This is a genomic window from Streptomyces sp. NPDC048436 (genome assembly GCF_043200355.1).
Taxonomy (GTDB): Bacteria; Actinomycetota; Actinomycetes; order Streptomycetales; family Streptomycetaceae; genus Streptomyces.
The window spans coordinates 79,128-99,979 of record NZ_JBICXP010000009.1 but is presented as its reverse complement, the minus strand read 5'-3'; the positions used below and the strand labels follow the sequence as shown (position 1 = coordinate 99,979).

The 20,852-nt window shown below is 69.5% G+C and carries 22 protein-coding genes; 15 read left to right on the top strand and 7 right to left on the bottom strand.

The window, feature by feature from the left end; genetic code table 11:
- The first annotated feature begins 64 nt into the window (after nt 1-64).
- Complete coding sequence (locus ACGFX9_RS28155) at nt 65-2,266, top strand: FUSC family protein (RefSeq protein ID WP_393477952.1); 2,202 nt, start codon at nt 65-67, stop codon at nt 2,264-2,266.
- Nucleotides 2,267-2,305: 39 nt separating this feature from the next.
- On the opposite strand, the gene ACGFX9_RS28150 is transcribed toward ACGFX9_RS28155, so the two are convergent.
- The 3 genes from ACGFX9_RS28150 to rpmB form a co-directional block, all read right to left on the bottom strand.
- Entirely contained in the window at nt 2,306-2,800 is a 495-nt protein-coding gene (locus ACGFX9_RS28150) for a hypothetical protein (protein ID WP_393477949.1), read from the bottom strand.
- Between the two features lie 66 nt (nt 2,801-2,866).
- Nucleotides 2,867-3,172 carry a 30S ribosomal protein S14 gene (gene rpsN, locus ACGFX9_RS28145; protein ID WP_393477946.1) on the bottom strand — a complete coding sequence of 102 codons (306 nt, stop codon included), beginning with the start codon at nt 3,170-3,172 and terminating at the stop codon, nt 2,867-2,869.
- Nucleotides 3,172-3,408, bottom strand: a complete 237-nt coding sequence (rpmB, locus tag ACGFX9_RS28140; protein WP_393477942.1) for a 50S ribosomal protein L28 — start codon at nt 3,406-3,408, stop codon at nt 3,172-3,174. The genes rpsN and rpmB overlap by 1 nt, the downstream gene beginning before the upstream one ends.
- A gap of 82 nt (nt 3,409-3,490) precedes the next feature.
- On the opposite strand from rpmB, the gene rpmG reads away from it, so the two are divergent.
- The 4 genes from rpmG to ACGFX9_RS28120 all read left to right on the top strand — a co-directional run bounded on the left by rpmG (nt 3,491) and on the right by ACGFX9_RS28120 (nt 5,613).
- Nucleotides 3,491-3,655, top strand: a complete 165-nt coding sequence (rpmG, locus tag ACGFX9_RS28135) for a 50S ribosomal protein L33 (RefSeq protein WP_362028402.1) — start codon at nt 3,491-3,493, stop codon at nt 3,653-3,655.
- Nucleotides 3,656-3,660: 5 nt separating this feature from the next.
- Nucleotides 3,661-3,906 (top strand): type B 50S ribosomal protein L31, encoded by a 246-nt coding sequence (locus ACGFX9_RS28130; RefSeq protein ID WP_393477939.1) that lies wholly within the window; start codon nt 3,661-3,663, stop codon nt 3,904-3,906.
- 5 nt (nt 3,907-3,911) lie between these two features.
- Nucleotides 3,912-5,066, top strand: coding sequence for a CobW family GTP-binding protein (locus tag ACGFX9_RS28125; protein WP_393477934.1), 1,155 nt, complete (start codon nt 3,912-3,914; stop codon nt 5,064-5,066).
- 307 nt (nt 5,067-5,373) lie between these two features.
- Nucleotides 5,374-5,613 carry a DUF397 domain-containing protein gene (locus ACGFX9_RS28120; protein ID WP_393477928.1) on the top strand — a complete coding sequence of 80 codons (240 nt, stop codon included), beginning with the start codon at nt 5,374-5,376 and terminating at the stop codon, nt 5,611-5,613.
- A gap of 61 nt (nt 5,614-5,674) precedes the next feature.
- On the opposite strand, the gene ACGFX9_RS28115 is transcribed toward ACGFX9_RS28120, so the two are convergent.
- Nucleotides 5,675-6,163, bottom strand: a complete 489-nt coding sequence (locus ACGFX9_RS28115; protein WP_393477923.1) for an ATP-binding protein — start codon at nt 6,161-6,163, stop codon at nt 5,675-5,677.
- A gap of 328 nt (nt 6,164-6,491) precedes the next feature.
- Here ACGFX9_RS28115 and ACGFX9_RS28110 point away from each other — a divergent pair, with 328 nt between their 5' ends.
- From ACGFX9_RS28110 to ACGFX9_RS28085, 6 genes are all read left to right on the top strand, one after another.
- Nucleotides 6,492-7,355 carry a helix-turn-helix domain-containing protein gene (locus ACGFX9_RS28110; protein ID WP_393477918.1) on the top strand — a complete coding sequence of 288 codons (864 nt, stop codon included), beginning with the start codon at nt 6,492-6,494 and terminating at the stop codon, nt 7,353-7,355.
- Between the two features lie 57 nt (nt 7,356-7,412).
- Nucleotides 7,413-8,870 carry an aldehyde dehydrogenase family protein gene (locus ACGFX9_RS28105; protein WP_393477913.1) on the top strand — a complete coding sequence of 486 codons (1,458 nt, stop codon included), beginning with the start codon at nt 7,413-7,415 and terminating at the stop codon, nt 8,868-8,870.
- 166 nt (nt 8,871-9,036) lie between these two features.
- Nucleotides 9,037-9,579 (top strand): DinB family protein, encoded by a 543-nt coding sequence (locus tag ACGFX9_RS28100; RefSeq protein WP_393477909.1) that lies wholly within the window; start codon nt 9,037-9,039, stop codon nt 9,577-9,579.
- A gap of 50 nt (nt 9,580-9,629) precedes the next feature.
- The gene (locus ACGFX9_RS28095) at nt 9,630-10,274 is read left to right on the top strand and encodes a PadR family transcriptional regulator (protein WP_393477905.1); all 645 of its coding nucleotides are present in this window, start codon (nt 9,630-9,632) and stop codon (nt 10,272-10,274) included.
- Between the two features lie 120 nt (nt 10,275-10,394).
- Nucleotides 10,395-11,348 carry an ATP-binding cassette domain-containing protein gene (locus ACGFX9_RS28090; protein ID WP_393477902.1) on the top strand — a complete coding sequence of 318 codons (954 nt, stop codon included), beginning with the start codon at nt 10,395-10,397 and terminating at the stop codon, nt 11,346-11,348.
- Nucleotides 11,349-11,392: 44 nt separating this feature from the next.
- Complete coding sequence (locus ACGFX9_RS28085; RefSeq protein ID WP_393478610.1) at nt 11,393-12,190, top strand: ABC transporter permease; 798 nt, start codon at nt 11,393-11,395, stop codon at nt 12,188-12,190.
- Nucleotides 12,191-12,216: 26 nt separating this feature from the next.
- Here the strand turns inward: ACGFX9_RS28085 and ACGFX9_RS28080 are convergent, their stop codons facing one another.
- The gene (locus ACGFX9_RS28080; RefSeq protein WP_393477897.1) at nt 12,217-13,638 is read right to left on the bottom strand and encodes a glutamate decarboxylase; all 1,422 of its coding nucleotides are present in this window, start codon (nt 13,636-13,638) and stop codon (nt 12,217-12,219) included.
- 134 nt (nt 13,639-13,772) lie between these two features.
- Here ACGFX9_RS28080 and ACGFX9_RS28075 point away from each other — a divergent pair, with 134 nt between their 5' ends.
- Both ACGFX9_RS28075 and ACGFX9_RS28070 read left to right on the top strand, forming a co-directional pair.
- Entirely contained in the window at nt 13,773-14,531 is a 759-nt protein-coding gene (locus ACGFX9_RS28075; protein ID WP_393477893.1) for a MerR family transcriptional regulator, read from the top strand.
- A 205-nt stretch (nt 14,532-14,736) separates the two neighbouring features.
- Nucleotides 14,737-15,429, top strand: coding sequence for a DedA family protein (locus tag ACGFX9_RS28070; RefSeq protein WP_393477889.1), 693 nt, complete (start codon nt 14,737-14,739; stop codon nt 15,427-15,429).
- A 33-nt stretch (nt 15,430-15,462) separates the two neighbouring features.
- Here the strand turns inward: ACGFX9_RS28070 and ACGFX9_RS28065 are convergent, their stop codons facing one another.
- Nucleotides 15,463-17,136 carry a threonine/serine exporter ThrE family protein gene (locus ACGFX9_RS28065; RefSeq protein WP_393477886.1) on the bottom strand — a complete coding sequence of 558 codons (1,674 nt, stop codon included), beginning with the start codon at nt 17,134-17,136 and terminating at the stop codon, nt 15,463-15,465.
- A gap of 130 nt (nt 17,137-17,266) precedes the next feature.
- The gene (locus tag ACGFX9_RS28060) at nt 17,267-17,755 is read right to left on the bottom strand and encodes an inorganic diphosphatase (RefSeq protein WP_135330561.1); all 489 of its coding nucleotides are present in this window, start codon (nt 17,753-17,755) and stop codon (nt 17,267-17,269) included.
- Between the two features lie 85 nt (nt 17,756-17,840).
- Here ACGFX9_RS28060 and dacB point away from each other — a divergent pair, with 85 nt between their 5' ends.
- Together dacB and ACGFX9_RS28050 are read left to right on the top strand one after the other, a co-directional pair.
- Entirely contained in the window at nt 17,841-19,415 is a 1,575-nt protein-coding gene (gene dacB, locus ACGFX9_RS28055; protein WP_393477884.1) for a D-alanyl-D-alanine carboxypeptidase/D-alanyl-D-alanine-endopeptidase, read from the top strand.
- Nucleotides 19,416-19,513: 98 nt separating this feature from the next.
- Nucleotides 19,514-20,644, top strand: a complete 1,131-nt coding sequence (locus ACGFX9_RS28050; RefSeq protein ID WP_393477881.1) for a zinc-dependent metalloprotease — start codon at nt 19,514-19,516, stop codon at nt 20,642-20,644.
- Nucleotides 20,645-20,852 lie beyond the last annotated feature (208 nt).

The following is a 20,852-nucleotide window of genomic DNA, read 5'->3' as shown; positions in this document are numbered from 1 at the left end:
ACGCCACGTCCCCCCGGGCCTCCACCCCACGCCCTACACCCCAAATGCCCCGTATCATCACAGAGTGACCTGGCTCCGAGCGCTGAAGGAGACCACCCGCTCGGGCCTCGCCGTCGAGCGGAAGCGACTTGAACCCCTCATCGCGCTCCGCGGCGCAGCCGGCCTCGCCGTGGTCATCGGCGTCAGCCTGACCCTCTTCGGGCCGGCCGTGGCCGCCAGCTCCGCGTTCGGCGCGTTCCAGGCGGCCATCGCCACCTTCCAGCGCAGCTGGCGCCCCCGCCCGGAACTCGCCCTCGCCTCCGGTACGAGCCTCGCCATCTCCACCTTCCTCGGCTACCTCACCGGCTCCCATACCCTCCTCTTCCTCGCCCTTCTCTGCCTCTGGACCTTCCTCTCCGGCCTGAGCTGGGCCGCGGGCCCGACCGTCGGCATCATCGCCTCCTCCAACGTCGCGATCATGCTGGTCACGGTCACCCTGCCCGGCTCCGTCGCCGCCGCCGCGGGCCACGCCGCGATGATGGTCGTGGGCGGCGCCGTCCAGGCCGCCCTGGTGGTCCTCTTCCCCGTACGCAGATGGGGCGCCCACCGCGATGCCCTCGCCGACGCGCTCGCCGCCGAGGCCGACTACGCCCGCCGCCTGCGCCACGACCCCCTCGCCGACTTCGACCCGGAGCCCCTGATGGCGGCCCGCGACGCGGCGACCGTCACCCCGCGCCAGGCCCGCACCCGCCCCGCCGAACTCCACGGCGCCCGCGGCCTCGCGGAACGCATCCGTCCGGTGCTCGCCTCCCTGGCCGACCCGGCGGTGGGCGTACCGGAAGAAGGCCCCGAACGTGACCGCGTACGCGAGATCCTGGCCGCGGCGGGCGCGATCCTGGACGCGGCGGCGAGGGCCATCCGGCACGGTGAACCGGTGGAGATCCCACCCGGGGCCGCTGCCACCCTCAAGACCCCGGACACCGGGGCCATCCTCACCGGCCCGGCGCAGAGAGCGGCGAAACGCCTGGCGGCGCTACTGCGCGACGTAGTCGAAACAGCGGGCAAACCCCCCACCGAGGCCGCACCCCCCGGCCGAGCCTCCGGCCGACCCCCCGGCCGAGCCCCCGCGGCGACCCCCCTCCTCCGCCCCACCTTCCCCGCCCTCCTCCCCGCCGCCCTCCGAGCCATGAGGGCCGAGCTGCGCCAACGCAACGGTTCCCCCATCACCCGCCACGCCGTCCGTGTCACCGCCGTGGCCGCGACCGGCTATCTCGTGGGCACCTGGCTCCCCCTGGGTCACGGCTACTGGGCCCCCATGGCCTCCGTCATGGTGATGCGCCCTGACTTCTCCCAGACGTACTCCCGCGCCGTGGCCCGCTTCGGCGGCACCCTCGTCGGCGTGGCCCTGGCCACGGGCATCGTGCAGCTCGCGCACCCCGGCACCGGACCCTCCGCGGTCCTCGCCGTGCTCTGCGCCGGGATGATGTACCTGCTGATGCGCACCGGCCAGGTCGCCGCCCAGGCCTGCGTCGCCGCGTACGTCGTGTTCCTGCTCGGCATGGGCGGCGAGCAGTGGACGCAGACGGTTCCGGAACGCGTCGTGCTCACGCTCAGCGGAGGCGTCCTCGCGATGATCGCGTACGCCGTGTACCCGGCCTGGGAGACCCCGCGCCTGCGCAACCGCCTCGCGGACTGGCTGGTCGCGGACGGACGCTACGCCGCAGCCGTCGTCGACCGCTACGCCGACCCCGCAGGCAAGGCCTGCCCGGACGTCCGCGGGATGCTCCTCGCCGCCCGAGACGCCCGCGTCACCTGGCAGGAGGCCGCCGCCCGCGCCAAGCACGAGCCGGTACGCCACCGAGGCCTTTCCCGCGCGGCGGCCGCCGACGCCGAGGACGCCCTCGCCCAACTCGGCCGCGTGGCCATGCTGATGGAGGCCCACCTGCCGGACCGTGACGCCACCCCCGTGCCCGCCGCGGCCCGTCTCGCGGAGACGTTGCGCGCGTCGACCGAGGAGGGCGCGAAGGCGGTACGCGAGCGCCGCGTCCCGAAGTGGGACGCCGTACGCGCGGCCCTAGACGACTGGGACGCCGAGGGCGTTACCGACCTCCCCGACCGGGTGGTCCGCAGGGGAGCGAGGCTGCTCCTGACCACCCTCGACGAACTCTCGGACGCCCTGGACACGGCACCGCCGCCCATGCTGGTGGACGGCACGGAGACAGGCGCGCAGAAGACGACGCGAACGGAAAGCGGACCGCGGGACCCCGAAGACCCCACGATCCGCTGACTACTGACTACTGACTACTGACTACTGACTACTGGCCTCTCAGGACTGCGGAAGCCCGTCCGTAGGCAGCCCATCCGTGGGCAGCCCCTCAGGCAGCTTGCCGCCCTTGGTACGGGTGAACTCGTCCTTGCCTGCGCCCTGCCAAGAGACCGTCATCGACGTCTTGTCGACCGAGTCGACCGTGCCCTTGGTGCGGCCCGAGTCGCCCTTGGCGCACTTCAGCTGGATCGACTCACCGGCGGCGGTGCCACTGCACAGCACGTTCTCGCCGAGCAGCGTCGCCTGCTTCCCGGCGATGACCAGCGCGAGCGGGTTTCCGTCGGCGGTGGCGAGCCAACTGCCCTCAGGGCTACCGCCCTTGCCGCCGGAACCGGCATCGGCATCGGAGTCCCCACCTGGCGTGGAAGCCCCCGCCGAGCCCTCGTCCTTGCCCCCGCCGCCACCGTCGTCGCCGTCACTGCTGCAACCGGTCAGGACAAGGGCGGCGACGAGCCCCGCCGCCGCGGCACCGATACGTACGTTCCGAGCGTGCACGCGCACTGAATCCCCCTACATGACCGGCCGATGAAGTCGATGAAATCGATGAAATCGCGCGCCAAGCTACCAGGACGACTTGCGCACCCCGGGGAGGAATCCGGCGTGCGCTTGATCACGCAGCTTCACCCTGGAAAGTCCGAACTTTCCGACGTATCCGCGAGGCCGGCCGTCGACGCTGTCCCGATTGCGTACGCGCGTCGCGCTCGCGTCCCTCGGCTGACGGTTCAACTCCTCCTGCGCGGCCCGCCGTTCGGACTCGCCGCTCGACGGACTGCGGAGAATCCCCTTCAGCTCGGCCCGCCGCACGGCGTACCGCGCGACGATCTCGCGCCGCTTCTCGTTCTTCGCGATCTTGCTCTTCTTCGCCATCAGACCCTCACCCCACGGGCACGGATCCTGGCGACGGCGGCCTCGATGCCGATGGCGTCGACGGTCTTGATGCCCTTGGCGCTGAGCCGCAGCCGTACGTGGCGGCCCTCGCTCGGCAGCCAGTAGCGCTTGCGCTGGACGTTGAGGTCGAAGCGGCGTGACGTACGCCGGTGCGAATGGGAGATCTGGTTGCCGAAGCCCGGCGTGGCGCCGGTCAGCTGGCAGTGGGCGGACATGGTGACGCACCTCTCGGTCGTGGGAAGGAGATCCCCTGCGGAACCGTTTTGAAAACGGGAATCATTTTCATACACTAGCGCCATGGCTCGCAACGAACTCCGCCCCGTCATCAAGCTCCGGTCCATGGCCGGCACGGGCTACACGTACGTGACCCGCAAGAACCGCCGTAACGACCCCGACCGCATGACCCTGCGCAAGTACGACCCCGTCGCAGGGCGCCACGTCGATTTCCGAGAGGAGCGCTGACCCTCATGCGCAAGGACATCCACCCGCCGTACGGCCCCGTCGTCTTCCGCGACAAGTCCTCCGGCTTCGCCTTCCTCACCGGCTCCACCGCGACCAGCGAGAAGACCGTGGAGTGGGAGGACGGCCGCACCTACCCCGTCGTCGACGTCGAGGTCTCCTCCGCGAGCCACCCCTTCTACACGGGCACGGCAAAGGTCCTGGACACCGCGGGCCGCGTGGAACGCTTCGAGCGCCGCTACGGCGCACGGTGAACCCCATGGACCCCGTTGACCGCGTCAACTCGATGGACATCGCCATCATCGGCGGCCTCCACTCCGACGCCCGCAAGCAAGCCGTCGAGCGGCTCCTCGCCGCCGTCCCCGGAAGCGTGGCGCTCCACCACGACCTGGCGACGGCGGTGCACGGCACCGTCGTGCGTACGGTGCGCGACGCCTCCGGAACGCTCTCCACCGGCGATGCGCCGCTGGTCAACGACTGCGCCTGCTGTGCCCTGCGCGAGGACCTCGTGCCCGAGCTCGAACGGCTCGCGGACTCCGGCCTGACCCGGCTCGCGATCGTCGAGCTGTGGGACTCCGTCGAGCCCAAGGCGATGGCCGAAGTGATCACGGCGCACGAGGGCCTGCGCCTGAGCGGCGTCATCACGGCCGTCGACCCCGCCCTCCTGCTGCCCTACCTCGGCAACGGCGACGACCTCATGGAGGCCGGACTCGCCGCGGCCCCCACGGATCAGCGCACGGTCGCCGACACCTGGGCGCGCCAACTGGAGTACGCCCCCGTGCTCGCCGTCGCCGACTCCCCGGAAGCCGACGACGAGGACCGCGCGCTCCTCGCCCAGCTCCACCCGACGGCCCGCCAGGTCCCGATCAGCGGTCATGGGGACCTGGCGGGCGCCGCCCTCGCCGGATTCGACGTCGAAGCCGCCGCCGCGGCCCAGCATCCGTCCTGCGCGCTGCTGCCCGTCGACGCCGACGAGGCCGGCGTCGCCACCCTCGTATGGCACCGGAACCGCCCCTTCCACCCGGAGCGCCTCTACCAGGCCCTTGAGGACCTGACCTGCGCGGCGGCCCGCAGCCGTGGCCGCTTCTGGCTGGCCGACCACCCGGACACGCTGCTCGGCTGGGACGCGGCGGGCGGCGCGCTGTGCGTCGAGAGCGCGGGGCCGTGGCTCGCCTCGCTGCCCGACGCCGCGTGGGAGATGGTCCCGCCGGTGCGCCGCGCAGCCGCTGCCCTCGACTGGCATCCCGAGCACGGCGACTGCTGCCAGCACCTGGTCTTCACCTCGCCCGGCCTTGACCGTGACGGACTTGAACAGGTCCTGGAGTCATGCCTGTTGACCGACGAGGAGTACGCCGCCGGCCGCGAGGCCTGGCAACACCTGCCGCCCGCCTTCGACACCCTCCTGGAGGCCTGACGTCCCCCCGCGAGCCGTCCCCGCGCACGCGAAAGCCCCGACCGATACGTGAATCCTGGAACAGGAAGGGCGCGGTATGCGTCCTTCCTGGTGGAGGGACGGGGGACGGCCGGGTTCGCATGTCATGCGAGGGCCTGGGCAGGTGCTGACAGAGCTGTAATCAAGAGACCACCGCGCGTGCACGTGCATCTGCCCATGCATCGGCATGTGAACACCGCTATGATCCCGGACAGTTGACCACTGCATCTAGAGATGTCTAGAGCCTTCTAGAGCCACACCAGTCACTGGCACCACCGGGGAGCGACCTGTGCACCACGTGTTTAACGGCATGGCTGCCACGGAGCTGCACGGGGTGGCCTGGCAGAAGAGCAGGCACAGCAACTCGCAGGGCGCCTGCGTGGAGTTCGCGAAACTGCCGGGCGGCGACGTCGCCGTACGCAACTCGCGGTTTCCCGACGGTCCCGCGCTCGTCTACACGCGCGCCGAGATAGAGGCGATGCTGCTCGGGATGAAGGACGGGGAGTTCGACGGCCTCATAGGCGGCTAGCCACCGCCCCGCCCGTCCACGCCAGCTGGAACAGCTACACCAGCTACATCAGCTGAAACAGCTACACCAGCTGGAAAAGCGCCCAGACGACCTTGCCCCGCAGCGCGCCCGCGAGCGGGTGCCAGCCCCAGCTGTCGCTGAACGAGTCCACCAGGAAGAGGCCGCGGCCCGATTCGGCGGAGAAGTCGTCGTCGGTCTCGCGCGCCACCGGACTGTCGTCGCTGGGGTCACGCACCGCGCACACCAGACGCGAGGTCCAGCGCATCAAGTGCAGCCGCACCGGCGGGCCTTGTTCGCTGCGCGGGGTGTCGGACGGCAGCGCGTGTCTGAGAGCGTTGGTGACCAGTTCGGAGACGACAAGGGCGACGTCGTCGAAGCGCTCTTCCAGTTCCCACTGCTTCAGCGTCTTGCGCGTGAACTGCCGCGCGCTGCCCACCGCTTCATAGCGGGCGGGCAGGGAGCAGGATGCGGCGCTGGAGACGGCCGAGGGGTCGAGTGGGGGAAGCCCCTGCCGTAACGGCTCGAGCATGGTCGATCCATTCGTCCCCATGCGAGGCACTCCCCGGTTTCGCGGTCATAGCGATGAAGCGGTGGTGCGGTCGGTAAAGCGACGCTGCGACGCATCGGTACAGCTCGATGCGACGGTGACGCAGCGGGTGCGCGCGGACCATGGTTCCGAATGCGTACAGCAGATGCAAGGGCAGATGCACGTGCACGCGCCGGACTTGGTCGTTCCCGTGCCACTTCTTGCCCATTTCTTCCTACGACTTCTTGTGGAGGACTTCCGAAGGCTTTCCGTTTCTGTAACCGAACGAGTACGGCCTGAAGCGTTTAATGGCAGACTGCTGGCTTCCAAGTGATGGGGAGGATTGAGCGAAGTGACCGCAGGGGAGTCGAGCGGCTCGGTCGTACGGCGCATGCTCCTTGGCTCGCAACTCAGGCGCCTGAGGGAATCGCGCGGCATCACCCGCGAGGCGGCCGGCTACTCGATCCGCGCATCCGAATCGAAGATCAGCCGCATGGAGTTGGGACGTGTGAGTTTCAAGTCCAGGGACGTCGAGGACCTGTTGACGCTGTACGGCGTCACCGACGAGGCCGAGCGGGTCGCCCTGCTCTCGCTCGCCAAAGAGGCCAACCTCGCCGGCTGGTGGCACAGTTACTCGGACATCTTGCCGGGCTGGTTCCAGACGTATGTCGGCCTCGAAGGCGCCGCGTCGCTCATCCGCGTCTATGAAGTCCAGTTCGTCAACGGCCTGTTGCAGACCGAGGCGTACGCCCACGCGGTCGTCGCACGGGGTATGAAGGGCGCGAGCAAGGCCGACATCGAGCGCCGCGTCGCCCTGCGCCTTGAGCGCCAGAAACTGCTCATCTCCGAGCGTGCGCCCCGCTTCCACTGTGTACTCGACGAGGCGGCGCTGCGACGCCCGTACGGGGACCGGGAAGTGATGCGCGGTCAGATTCAGCACCTGATCGACATTTCCGAACGGCCGAATGTCACCCTCCAGGTCATGCCGTTCAGTTTCGGTGGGCACTCGGGTGAAAGCGGAGCGTTCACCATGCTGCGCTTCCCGGAGTCGGACCTTTCCGACGTCGTGTACGTGGAGCAGCTGACGGGAGCCCTGTACCTCGACAAGGCCGAGGAAGTCGGCCAGTACGAGCGGGTGGTCGGCCAGCTGCAGAGCGACAGCCCGAATCCGGCCGATAGTCGGGATCTTCTCCGTGGTCTGCTCCAACTGACGTGACTCGTCAGTACGATGACGTGAAATCAGATGTCTGCACAGACTGCGGCAAGGGGTCTCATGTCCTTCTTCACTGACCTGGCTCACCAGTTCATCGACGGTGAGTGGAAGGCCGGCTCCGGCTCCTGGGACATCATCGACTTCAATCCGTACAACGGGGAGAAGCTGGCGTCGATCACCGTCGCGACGGTGGACGAGGTGGACCAGGCCTACCGGGCGGCCGAGCGCGCACAGAAGGAGTGGGGCTCGACCAGCCCCTACGCCCGGCGCGCCGTCTTCGAGCGCGCCCTGCGCATCATCGAGGACCGTGAGGAAGAGATATCCGAGGCGATCGTCGCCGAGCTGGGCGGCACCCGGCTCAAGGCCGCCTTCGAGATCCACCTCACCAAGGAATTCCTGCGCGAGGCCGTCCACGTCGCGCTGCAGCCCGAGGGCCGCATCCTGCCGTCGCCCGGCGACGGCAAGGAGAACCGCCTCTACCGCGAGCCGGTGGGCGTGGTCGGGACGATCAGCCCCTTCAACTTCCCGCTGCTGCTCTCCCTCAAGACGGTCGCCCCGGCGCTCGCCCTCGGCAACGCGGTGGTGCTCAAGCCGCATCAGAACACCCCCGTGATGGGCGGCAGCTTCCTTGCCAAGCTGTTCGAGGACGCGGGCCTGCCGACCGGCGTGCTCAACGTGGTCATCACGGACATCGCCGAGATCGGTGACGCGTTCATCGAACACCCGGTGCCGAGCGTCATCTCCTTCACCGGCTCCGATCGCGTGGGCCGTCATGTCGCCACGGTCTGCGCCGCGAACTTCAAGCGCTCGATCCTGGAGCTCGGCGGCAACAGCGCGCTGGTCGTCCTGGACGACGCGGACGTCGACTACGCCGTGGACGCGGCGGTCTTCAGCCGCTTCGTGCACCAGGGCCAGGTCTGCATGGCCGCCAACCGCATTTTGGTGGACCGCTCCCTTGAGGCCGAGTTCACCGAGAAGTTCGTCGCGAAGGCCGCGTCCCTGAACGTCGGCGACCCGGCGGACCCCGCGACCCACATCGGCCCGCTGATCAACTCCTCCCAGGCGGACGCGGTGACCAAGCTCGTCGACCAGACGATCGCCGCGGGCGCGAAGGCGCTCCTGCACGGCCGCACCGACGGCAACCTCGTGTCGCCCACCGTCCTGACGGACCTGCCGGCCGACTCCCCGGTGCTGCGCCAGGAGATCTTCGGCCCGGTGGCGCTGCTCGTACCCTTCGACGGCGAGGAAGAGGCCGTACGCCTCACCAACGACACTCCGTACGGGCTCAGCGGCGCCGTCCACACCGCCGACGTCGAGCGCGGCGTGCGGTTCGCGCGGCGGATCGACAGCGGCATGTTCCACGTGAACGACGGCACCGTGCACGACGAGCCGATCGTGCCCTTCGGCGGCGAGAAGAGCTCGGGCGTGGGACGGCTGAACGGCGACTCGACGGTGGACGCGTTCACGACGCAGAAGTGGATCTCGGTGCAGCACGGCAGGTCCCGCTTCCCCTTCTGAGCAGTCCCGGCCTTCGGAGAGCTGCCTCGCCTACGTCGTGAACTCCCGGACCGCCCCGGACCGCCCCGGACCCTTGCGGACAGAAGCTGACCGCAAGGGTCCGTAACGTTCGTGGTGTCGGAAAGCCCGGCAGGCTTCACCTGGCTCTCCAAGAGAGGCGGACCCCATGGTCACCCACGTCAACGCAGAGGCCCCCGGCGACGAGCGCGGCGCGCTGCTCGCCTTCCTCGACGCCGAGCGCGGCGGCATCCGGCGGTCGCTGATCGGCCTGAGCGAGACGCAGGCCGCCGCCAAGCCGAGCGCGAGCGAGCTGTCGCTCGGCGGGCTGCTCAAGCACGTCGCGGAGGTCGAGGAGGGTTGGATCGCGCGGGCGATGGGCGTCGACCCCGCGGTCGCGCGCACCGAGGCGAACTGGGACGAGTGTTTCCGCCTGGTCGAGGGCGAGACGGTCGAGTCGGCGCTCGCGTACTGGGACCAAGTCGCGCGCCGCACCGAGGAGTTCATCCGCTCCCGGCCCACGCTGGACGAGACCTTCTCGCTTCCCGACCAGCCGTGGTTCCCGAAGGAGGACGTGTCGATGCGGTGGGTGCTGCTTCGCCTGATCACCGAGATGTCCCGGCACTCGGGTCACGCCGACATCATCCGCGAGACCCTCGACGGCAAGACGGCGTTCGAGCTGGTGGCCCTGGAGCGCGGCGAGAGCTGGTAGGAAAAGGGGCCCGCTATTCTAATCAAAGTTGATTAGAAAGAGGTGGCCTCATGTCGGTGATCCGACTCCTCGTCCTCGGCGCCGTCCGTCAGCACGGGGGGCGGGCCCACGGCTATCAGGTGCGCAACGACCTGGAGTACTGGGGCGCCCACGAGTGGTCCAACGCCAAGCCCGGCTCGATCTACCACGCGCTGAAGCAGATGGCCAAGCAAGGCCTGCTGCTCGCGCACGAGATCGCGCCCTCGACCGCGGGCGGACCGCCGCGCACGGAGTACGAGATCACCGAGGCGGGCACCGAGGAGTACCTGAGCCTGATCCGGGCCGCCCTGGTCTCGTACGACCAGCGGCCCGACGTGCTCTCGGCGGCCCTCGGCTGCATCGTCGACCTGCCCCGCGGCGAAGCGGTCGAGCTGCTGAGGCAGCGGGTGCGGAACGTCGAGGAGTGGCGGAAGTCCGTCACGGAGTACTACACGCCCGAGGCCGGCCCCGAATCGATCGGGCACATCGGCGAGATCATGAACCTCTGGGTCCACACGGCGGACAGTGGCGTGGAGTGGACCGCCGGTCTGATCGAGCGGATCGAAGGCGGGGCGTACACGTTCGCGGGGGAGGGGGAGCCCTTCGTGGGTGTCCTCGCCGAGGGTGAGGAAAACCCGTACGCGTCCGGTGAGCCGCACGCGGAAGACGATGACTGATCAAGTTTGATTAATCACGCTGATCAAGTTTGACTAATCCCGTCTCCGGGGATACCTTCCTTCGCGTTGAGCTTGTAGTCAAGTTTGACTACGAGGTGGTGGCAGCTCGGAGGGAGACGGATGACGGACGCGATCGTCGTCGAGGGCGCACGGAAGCGGTACGGGGAGAAGCAGGCGCTCGACGGCCTCGATCTGGTGGTCGGGCGCGGCACGGTGCACGGCGTGCTCGGTCCGAACGGCGCGGGCAAGACCACGGCGGTGCGGGTGCTCGCCACGCTGCTGCGGGCGGACGAGGGAAGGGTGGAGGTCGCCGGGTACGACGTACGGAGGCAGCCCGACGAGGTGCGCAGGCGTATCGGTCTGCTCGGCCAGCATGCCGCGCTCGACGAGGAGTTGAGCGGCCGGCAGAACCTGGACATGTTCGGGAGGCTCTACCACCTGGGTGCCCGGCGCGCGGGCGGGCGGGCCGACGAGCTCCTGGAGCGGTTCGGGCTCGGGGACACGGGCCGCAAGGCGGTCAAGCAGTACAGCGGTGGCATGCGCCGCCGCCTGGACCTGGCCGCCTCGCTCATCACGGAGCCCGACGTGCTCTTCCTGGACGAGCCGACCACGGGCCTCGACCCGCGGGGCCGCACGGAGGTCTGGGAGGCGGTGCGCACGCTGGTCGACGGCGGTACGACGGTGCTGCTCACCACGCAGTACCTGGAAGAGGCGGACCAGCTCGCCCACCGCATCTCGGTGATCGACCGGGGCCGGGTCATCGCGGACGGCACGGCGGACGAGCTGAAGTCGAAGATCGGCGGTGACCGGATCGACGTGGTGGTGCGGGACGGCTCACAACTGGAGCTCGCGGCAAGGCTGTTGCCCGGCGAGGCCACGCTGGACGCGGACCGGCGGCTGGCCAGCGCGCCCGTGGTGGACCGCATGGAGGCGCTCACGGGGGTCGTACAGGCCCTGCGGGACGCCGGTGTGGAGGCGGAGGACATCGCGGTGCGCAGGCCGACCCTGGACGAGGTGTTCCTGCGGCTCACGGGCCGAGCGGATGACCAGGAACGTACGAAGGAGGCCGTGTGAGTACGACGACAACCAGCCCTACGAAGCCGATCAGCCGTACGGCGATGACGAGCGGCACGCCCGCCAAGTGGGCCGCGGTCGACTCCTGGACCATGACGCGGCGCGAACTCGCCCACTGGGCGCGCCAGCCCGTGCAGGTCCTCGTCGGCCTGGTCTTCCCGGTGATGCTGCTGCTGATGTTCAACTACCTGATCGGCGGCGGCAAAGGCATCGAGGGCGACTACGCCGAGTTCCTGGTGCCCGGCATGTTCGCCCTGACCATGGCCTTCGGCCTTGACGCCACGATGGTCGCCGTCACCCAGGACCTCAACAAGGGCGTGATCGACCGGTTCCGGTCCATGCCGATGACCAACGGTGCCGTCCTCGTGGGCCGTTCGGCCGCCGACATGCTCCAGTCGCTGGCCTCGCTGCTCGTCATGACCGGCGTGGGCCTCGCGATCGGCTGGCGCTGGCACGGCTCGTTCGGGGCCGCGCTCGGCGCGGTCGGGCTGCTGCTCCTGCTGCGGTTCGCGATGCTGTGGATCGGCATCCACCTGGCGATGGTCGCGGGCAAGCCGGAGCTGGTCGTGGCCGTACAGATCCTGGTCTGGCCGGTGGGCTTCCTGTCCAACGCCTTCACGGTCCCGCAGAACATGCCGGGCTGGCTCGGCGCGGTGGTCGAGTGGAACCCCATGTCGGCGACGGCCACCGCGGTGCGTGACCTGTTCGGCAACGACCCCGGAGTGGTGGGGACGTCCTGGGCGGCCGGGCACGCCGGGCTGCTTGCAGTGGCGTGGCCCGTGGTGCTTGTGGGCGTCTTCATGCCGCTGGCCGTGAGGAGGTTCGGGGCGCTCGACAAGTAGCCCCTCTGGCCCCTCCTCCGGACCCCTCAGTGGTGGAAGCCGGTCGCGGCCTCGCGGTCCCGGGTCAACGGGTGCGGCTGCTCCCGCAGTTCGGGCACCAGGCTGCTCAGGTCCGCCAGGAAGAGCTCCGCGAGGTCGGCCGTGAAGCCGTTGCGGCAGACCACGCGGAGCACCGCCAGATCCTCGCGATGGGCCGGGAAGGTGTACGCGGGCACCAGCCAGCCCCGCTCGCGCAGCCGCCGTGACACGTCGAAGACGTCGTACGCCTTCACGTCGTCCAGGGTCGTGAAGGCGAACACCGGCAACTGGTCGCCCCGGGTGAGCATTCGGAAGTCGCCCAGCGCCTCGATACGGTCCGCGAGGCCGCGGGCGACGTCACGGGCGGCCTGCTGCACCGCGCGGTAGCCGTCGCGGCCCAGACGCAGGAACGTGTAGTACTGCGCCACGACCTGCGCGCCGGGCCGGGAGAAGTTCAGCGCGAACGTCGGCATGTCACCGCCCAGGTAGTTCACCCGGAAGACCAACTCCTCGGGAAGCGCGTCCGCGTCCCGCCACAGGGCCCAGCCGACGCCCGGATAGACCAGGCCGTACTTGTGTCCCGAGGTGTTGATCGACGCCACCCTGGGGAGGCGGAAATCCCACTCCAGATCCTCGTCGAGGAAGGGCGCCACCATCGCGCCGGACGCGCCGTCCACGTGCACGGGGATGTCGAGACCGGTGCGCTCCTGGAGGTCGTCGAGGGCCGCGCAGAGCTCGGCGACCGGCTCGTACGAACCGTCGAACGTGGACCCGAGCACCGCCACGACCCCGATGGTGTTCTCGTCGCAGAGCTCGGCGGCGGCCACCGGGTCGAGGTGGAACCGGTCACCCTCCATGGGGACTTGGCGCGCCTCGACCTCCCAGAAGTTGCAGAACTTGTCCCAGCACACCTGGACGTTGACGCCCATGACGAGGTTCGGGCGGGCGGACGCGGAGGGGTAGCGGTCACGGTTCCGCTCGGCCGTGGCCCAGCGGCGCTTGAGCGCCATCCCGGCGAGCATGCACGCCTCGCTCGACCCCGTCGTCGAACAGCCGACGGCGCCCGAAGGGTCCGGCGCGTGCCAGAGGTCGGCGAGCATCGCCACACAGCGCTTCTCCAGCTCGGCGGTGTGCGGATACTCGTCCTTGTCGATCATGTTCTTGTCCCGGCACTCCGCCATCAGGACGCCGGCCTGCGGCTCCATCCACGTCGTGACGAAGGTGGCGAGGTTGAGCCGTGAGTTGCCGTCCAGCATCAGCTCGTCGTGCACCAGCTGGTACGCCGTCGTGGGCGGCAGCGGCCCATCGGGGAGGCGGTGCTTGGGCGGCGCCTCGGTCATGCCGCTGACCGGGTTGGCCTCTCCGTAGAAGGGGTTCACCGAGAGGGTGCGCTTCTTGGGCTGCTCGGGGCCGGGGTGGCGGCGCGGCATGGGCGGTCTCCTCGTGGGTGAGGTTTTCTGTCCCTGCTGGCGAGGATATGGCGGGGTGCCGGAGCCTGCACTTGCACCTCACGTGGCGTGAGGACCCAGGCTGAGCCGCGTACCGAAAAGAGAGGGCGGAGGCCATGAGCTACTCCGTGGGACGGGTCGCCGGTTACGCCGGGGTGACGGTGCGCACGCTGCACCACTACGACGAGATCGGCCTGCTCGTGCCGAGCGGGCGCAGCCACGCGGGTCACCGGCGCTACAGCGACGCCGACCTGGACCGGCTGCAGCAGATCCTGTTCTACCGGGAGCTCGGCTTCCCCCTCGACGAGGTGGCCGCCCTCCTGGACGACCCGGAGACGGACCCACGCGTGCATCTGCGCCGGCAGCACGAGCTGCTGACCGCCCGGATCACCAAGCTCCAGGAGATGGCCGCCGCCGTCGAGACCGCCATGGAGGCGAAAAAGATGGGCATCAACCTCACGCCCGAGGAGAAGTTCGAGGTCTTCGGAGACCACGACCCCGACCAGTACGCGGAGGAGGTCGAGCGACGCTGGGGCGACACCGACGCCTACAAGGAGTCGCAGCTCAAGGCCGCCTCGTACACAAAGGAGGACTATCAGCGGATCACCGACGGGTTCAACGCCCTGCACGCGCGCATGGGGGATCTGCTCGACCAGGGGACGCCCGCGGACTCCGAAGAGGCGATGGACGTCGCGGAGGAGCACCGCCTGCTCATCTCGCGCTGGCACTACACCTGCCCGCACGAGCTCCACACCTGCCTCGGCGAGATGTACGTGGCGGACGAGCGCTTCACGGCCACGTACGAGGCCATCCGGCCCGGGCTCGCCGTCTATATGCGGGACGCGATCGTCGCGAACGGGGCGCGGAACAGCTGACGTCCGGTTCTGCTTCCGGTTCTGCTTCTGGTTCTGCTTCTGCTGAGGCGCCGGGAGCGGGCGGGGAGGCCGAAGGCGGACCGATAACCTGTTGTACGCGGCAGCCCTGGGGAGAACCGTGGAACCTGGGCGCGTCACCTGGCGTTGATAGCTTTGGGCGGCCATCCCCGCCGCACCGCCCTCTCACCCACAGGAGCCCCGAACCGTGACGACGCTTGCGCTCGGACCAAGCTGGCTGGATCCGGATTACCTCCTGAACACGTTCGGGATCTGGGGTCTGCTCGCGATCGTCTTCGCCGAGTCGGGCCTGCTCATCGGCTTCTTCCTGCCGGGTGACTCGCTGCTGTTCACGACGGGCCTGCTGATCACGACGAAGCAGCTCGACTTCCCGCTCTGGCTCTGTGTCGTCCTCGTCTGCGTCGCGGCGATCCTCGGCGACCAGGCGGGCTACCTCTTCGGCAAGAAGGTCGGCCCCTCGCTCTTCAACCGCCCGGACTCCAAGCTGTTCAAGCAGGAGAACGTGGTCAAGGCGCACGATTTCTTCGAGAAGTACGGCCCGAAGTCGCTGGTCCTTGCCCGCTTCGTGCCCATCGTGCGGACGTTCACGCCGATCATCGCGGGCGTCAGCGGCATGCGGTACCGCTCGTTCATCACGTTCAACATCATCGGCGGCGTCCTGTGGGGCGCGGGCGTCACGCTGCTCGGCGCGTGGCTCGGCAACATCGACTTCGTGCACAAGAACATCGAGGCGATCCTCATCCTGATCGTCCTGATCTCGGTGGTGCCGATCGCGATCGAGTTCCTGCGGGCGCGCAGCAAGTCCAAGAAGGCGGCGGCGGCCGATGGCGACGCCCACGGGGCCACCCCGGCATCGCGCGGCCGGCACGCGAAGCGCTGACTCGGCGGGCGACGGGGCTTCTGGCCAGAACGGTCAGAACCCTCGCGTCCGCTTCGCCGCGCGGCGGTTCGCCGCCGTGGTGGCGCCCGGCACCTTGAGGATCAGCCGCGAGACCTCACTGCCCAGGTTCACGCCGATCGCGATGGCCAGGGCCGTCGCCGCCGCCTTGGTGAGCGAGCTGATGCCCGTGTTCATGTCGTTCTGAGCGAGGGCGAGCAGTCCGAAGTACGTGGCGCTACCGGGCAGCAGCGGGCCGATGGCCGCGGTGACGTACGGCAGCGAGGAGACGAAGCGGTAGCGCGAGAAGAGCTGCCCGAACAGGCCCACGAGCCCGGCCGCGACGGCCGTCGCGGCGACCGGCGAGAGCTCCAGCGGCGTCTGCGCGAGGGCGCCGAACATGACCCAGGCGATGCCGCCGTTGAGGGTCACGATCAGTACGGTGTTCCGTTCCTGCTGGAGCATTATCGCGAAGGCGAGGCTCAGCGCCATCGAGGCCAGGATCTGGATCACCGGACGCGAGTCGGTCGCCACGAACGTCGTCTCGGGCTGCAGGCTCGTCGCGTCCAGCATCACGCCGAGCGACAGCACGAGCAGCACACCGCAGACGATGCCCACGACGAGATAGCAGACCTCAAGGAGACGGGCGGCCGCCGTGATGTAGTAGCCGGTCAGGCCGTCCTGGACGCCGGCCACCAGGGCTCTTCCCGGGATCAGCGCGAAGAGCCCACCGGTGATCACCGCGGACGCGTTGACCTCCTGGGAGTGCACGAGGCTGAGCGTGACGCCCATCGCGGCGGGCGGCATCGCGGCCCCCACGAACTGGTAGAACTCCGGCAGTCCGCGGCCCGCGCACAGCCAGGCGAGCCGGTCGCCGAGCATCGCGCCGAACGCCGCGACCAGGAAGACCAGGGCGCCACCGCCGACGAGCACGGAGGCCGAGCCCGCGAGCAGCCCGCCGGCCGCCGTGAGCGCCCAGCCGGGGTAGGGGTGGCGGTTACGGCGGATGGCCGCGAGCCGGCGGTAGGCCTCCTCAAGGGAGACCTCGATGTCCGTGTCGCTGATGTCGTCCACCAGGTGGAAGACCGACGCGAGACGCGTGTAGTCGGTGCCACGGCGGCGTACCGTCCTGGAGGCCGTGACCGGGTCGTCCACCAGGGACGGCTGGTACGAGATCGAGAGCAGCGTGAACGTCACGGTCGGCTCGCAGCGGTCGAGGCCGTAGCTGCGGCAGACGGCGAACATCGCCGCCTCCACGTCCTCCGCGCCCTCGCCGCCCGCGAGCAGCAGCTCGCCGATACGCAGCGTCAGGTCGAGCACGCGGGGCACGGCGGGCCCGGCCTCGTCCTCGTGCTTCTGCGTCGCCTCCGGAGTGGGCCGCTCGGTGACCGGCATGCGCAGCATCGTGCGCATCTGGTCCTGCCACGGCGTTTCCTTGGTGAGCTTGACCAGAGGTATGCCGTGCGGGGGAGTGAAGGCGGGCGGCGCGTTGCGGGAGCTGTAGGTGTGCGGCGTCGTGAACGCCGACTTCTCGGTCTCCTGCGTGACCGTCGCGGGGTTCGCAAGGCCGTTCGGGATCGCGAACTCCGAGGTCGTCTGCGATTCGTCCTCGAGAGCCGGTGGCTGCGGCACTACGCCGGCGGGCGGGCTGAACGCGCTGCGTGCCTCATCCGACTGTGGCTTTCGGTCCTCGGTCTCCTGGTCAGCCACTCGTTCTTGCCTCGCTCCCACATACGAACCTTGCGCACCTCCCGTACGAACAGTATGCGCACAGATACGCGAACGGGCCGCGTGGTCCTGGTGAAGACCACGCGGCCCGTCCGGTGAGCAAACAGGGAACTCAGTGACCCTGGGCCTCGGCACGCTTGTAGGACTTCTCGATCTCGGCCTCGGCGTCGGCTCGGCCGACCCAGTCGGCGCCCTCGACGGACTTGCCGGGCTCCAGGTCCTTGTAGACCTCGAAGAAGTGCTGGATCTCCAGGCGGTCGAACTCGGAGACGTGGTGAATGTCGCGCAGGTGCTCGACGCGCGGGTCCGATGCCGGGACGCAGAGCAGCTTGTCGTCGCCGCCCGCCTCGTCGGTCATCCGGAACATGCCGATCGCGCGGCACTTGATGAGGCAGCCCGGGAAGGTCGGCTCGTCCAGGATGACGAGGGCGTCCAGCGGGTCACCGTCCTCGCCGAGGGTGTTCTCGACGAAGCCGTAGTCAGCGGGGTAGCTGGTCGACGTGAAGAGGCGACGGTCCAAGCGGATCCGGCCGGTCTCGTGGTCCACCTCGTACTTGTTCCGCGAACCCTTCGGAATCTCGATGGTGACGTCGAACTCCACGGGTGGCTCCTCCATGATCAGCACATACTTCGGGTGGTTAAGTGTCCCTCACGCAGATGTGTGATCGCGAAAGGGGCTGGTCGTCGTGCCGGAGCTCAAGCCTTGGCAGCAGACCCGGCAGCAGGCCCAGAAGCTGCTGCGGCAGCTTCCGAGACCGTCGGCGGCCACGTTCCCTGCCGCCCTCAAGGCTTCTGCGAAACTCAAGACCTTGCAGCTCACGGCGGGTGCCGCCACCGTCGGACTCGCGATCGCGGCCGGTGCGGTGGCCGCGGCCGGCCCCTGGGACTCCTCCGGTCAGCGTACGGCCGAGCGTGACTGGGCGGCCTCCCAGGAGGGCGGGGGTGGCACAGATCACGGCGGTCGTACGTCCGGTCGGGCGCCCTCGGCCGCCCCGAGCGCCCCCTCCGTGCTCAGCGGGCTCGGCGTCCCCGTCGGTTCCGCGCACGGCGGCTCCGCGCCGGCGCCGGACGGCAAGGCGCTCGCGGGTGTCCTCGACCCGCTCCTGAAGGACAAGGCGCTCGGCCCCGAGCGCACGGCGGTCGTCATCGACGCGGGGACCGGGCGGCGCGTCTACGGCAAGGGGGGCCGCGACACCCTGACGCCCGCGTCCACCACCAAGATCGCCACGGCGGTCGCCGCGCTGGCCTCGGCAGGTGCGGACCACCGCATCACCACGAAGACGGTCATCGAGCCGGACTCGAAGAAAGTCGTCCTGGTGGGAGGCGGCGACCCCACGCTCACCGCCCGCAAGGACGGCCCCTACTCGGGAAGCGCCGCGAGCCTGCGTGACCTGGCCGAGGACACCGCGCGCGCCCTGAAGGACCGCGGCACGGACAAGGTGACCCTGTCGTACGACACCTCGCTGTACGCCGGGCAGCCGCAGCACCCCATCGGCCCGAACGAGAACCTCAGCCTGGTCAGCGCCCTGATGGCCGACGAGGGCCGCCTCGACGACTCCTCCAGCGGCCCGGCCCCGCGGGCGGGTGACCCGGCGGCGGAGGCGGCGAAGAAGTTCGAGGGGTTCCTGGAAAAGCAGGGCATCGAGACGGGTACCAAAAAGAAGAAGGACCCCGGCCCATCCAAGGTGACCGACCGTGCCGAGTCCCTTGCCAAGGTCGAGTCCCCGCCCCTCTCCGCCCTCGTCGAGCGGATGCTGACGCACAGCGACAACGACATCGCCGAGGCGCTGGCCCGCCAGGCGGCGCTCGCCTCGAAGGAACCGGCGAGCTTCGACGGCGCCGCCAGGGCGATCGGGGCCCAGCTCAAGAAGGCCGGACTGCCGCTCGACGGCACGAAGTTCGCCGACGGCAGCGGCCTGGACCGCGCCGACCGCAGCTCCGCCGAACTGCTGGCCGCGCTCCTGGCCCGCGCCGCCGACCCCGCCCACCCCGAACTCCGCTCGGTGGTGACGGGCCTGCCGGTGGCAGGATTCACCGGCACGCTGGTCGACCGCTACCCCAAGGACTCCCCGGGCACCGGCGTCGTACGCGCCAAGACGGGCACCCTGACGGGCGTGAACACCCTGGCGGGCACGGTCGTGGACGCGGACGGCCGACTCCTGGTCTTCGCATTCATGACCACGGGAACAACAGACCCAAAGGCGGCACAGGCAGCCCTGGACGGCATGGCGTCGGCGGTGGCGAAGTGCGGGTGCCGCTGACGGGCACTGGGGTTCCGTTGGCCCCTACGGGGTGGGGCCAGGGCAATCTGGGGGTTCAACCCCCTCCGTTGGAGGGGCCGACCACGTACCGTTGACGCATGACGAGCATCGGTGGTGCGGAGATGGTCGACTGGAATCTCGCGGTGGCGACCGCGACACGGCTCGTGCGGCCGGGTCCAGAAGTGAGCCGGGACGAGGCACGGGCCATCGTCGCCGAGCTCCGTAAACATGCCAAGTCCTCGGAGGAGCACGTCCGTTCCTTCACCCGGATGGGCACGGAGGACACCCACGACACCCCGGTGCTCGTCGTCGACCGGGCCGGATGGATCCGGGCGAACGTCGCGGGCTTCCGGGAGATCCTCAAGCCCCTCCTGGACAAGATGCAGGACCGCCGCGGCGGCGGCCCCGGCGGCGCCGTGCTCGGAGCCGTCGGCGGCAAGGTCACCGGCGTCGAGCTGGGGATGCTGCTCTCCTTCCTGGCCTCCCGTGTCCTCGGGCAGTACGAGACCTTCGCCCCGAGCACCCGTGACCTCCCCGCGGGAACGAACGGCGGCGGCAGGCTCCTCCTCGTGGCGCCGAACATCGTGCACGTGGAGCGCGAACTCGACGTGGACCCCCATGACTTCAGGCTCTGGGTGTGCCTGCACGAGGAGACGCACCGCACGCAGTTCTCCGCCGTGCCCTGGCTGCGGGACCACCTCGAAGGTGAGATCCAGTCATTCCTCTCGGAGACCGAAGTCGACCCGATGACGTTCCTGGAGCGCATCAGGGAAGCGGCCCAGTCCTTCGCCGGAGGCCGACCCGAGGGCGAGGAGGAGGACGGGGGCCGCTCCATCGTGGAGCTCGTCCAGACCCCCGCCCAGCGCGAGATCCTCGCCCGCCTCACGGCCGTCATGTCCCTCCTTGAGGGCCACGCGGACTTCGTGATGGACGGCGTCGGTCCCGACGTGGTGCCCTCCGTCAACGAAATCCGCGAGAAGTTCCAGCAGCGCCGTGCCCGCGGGGCGAGCCGCCTTGACCAGGCCCTGCGCAAGCTGCTCGGCCTCGACGCGAAATTGCGCCAATACAGGGACGGCGAGCGTTTCGTGCGCGCGGTCGTCGGCGAGATCGGGATGGACGGCTTCAACCGGGTGTGGACTTCGCCGAACACGCTGCCCACCAAGGCGGAGATCGCCAAACCGGCGGACTGGGTCGCGCGGATGCACCGTAAGGGGGAGCGAGGGCAGTAAAGGAGCGAGATGCGGCCGATGGCAGGAGAACGCCCCCGCAATCACCCGTCCGAGGGACCGTGAGCCATGGGTAGGCGTGCAATGCTCGGGGAACGGCTCGGCTCTGTCACCATCAACACACTCTGAGTGACTAACCTCGTGAGATCTGGCTGAGGCCCGATCTCTCGAGCGCGGTCCTGAGTGACAGGTCCGAGGCTCACCCCCGAAT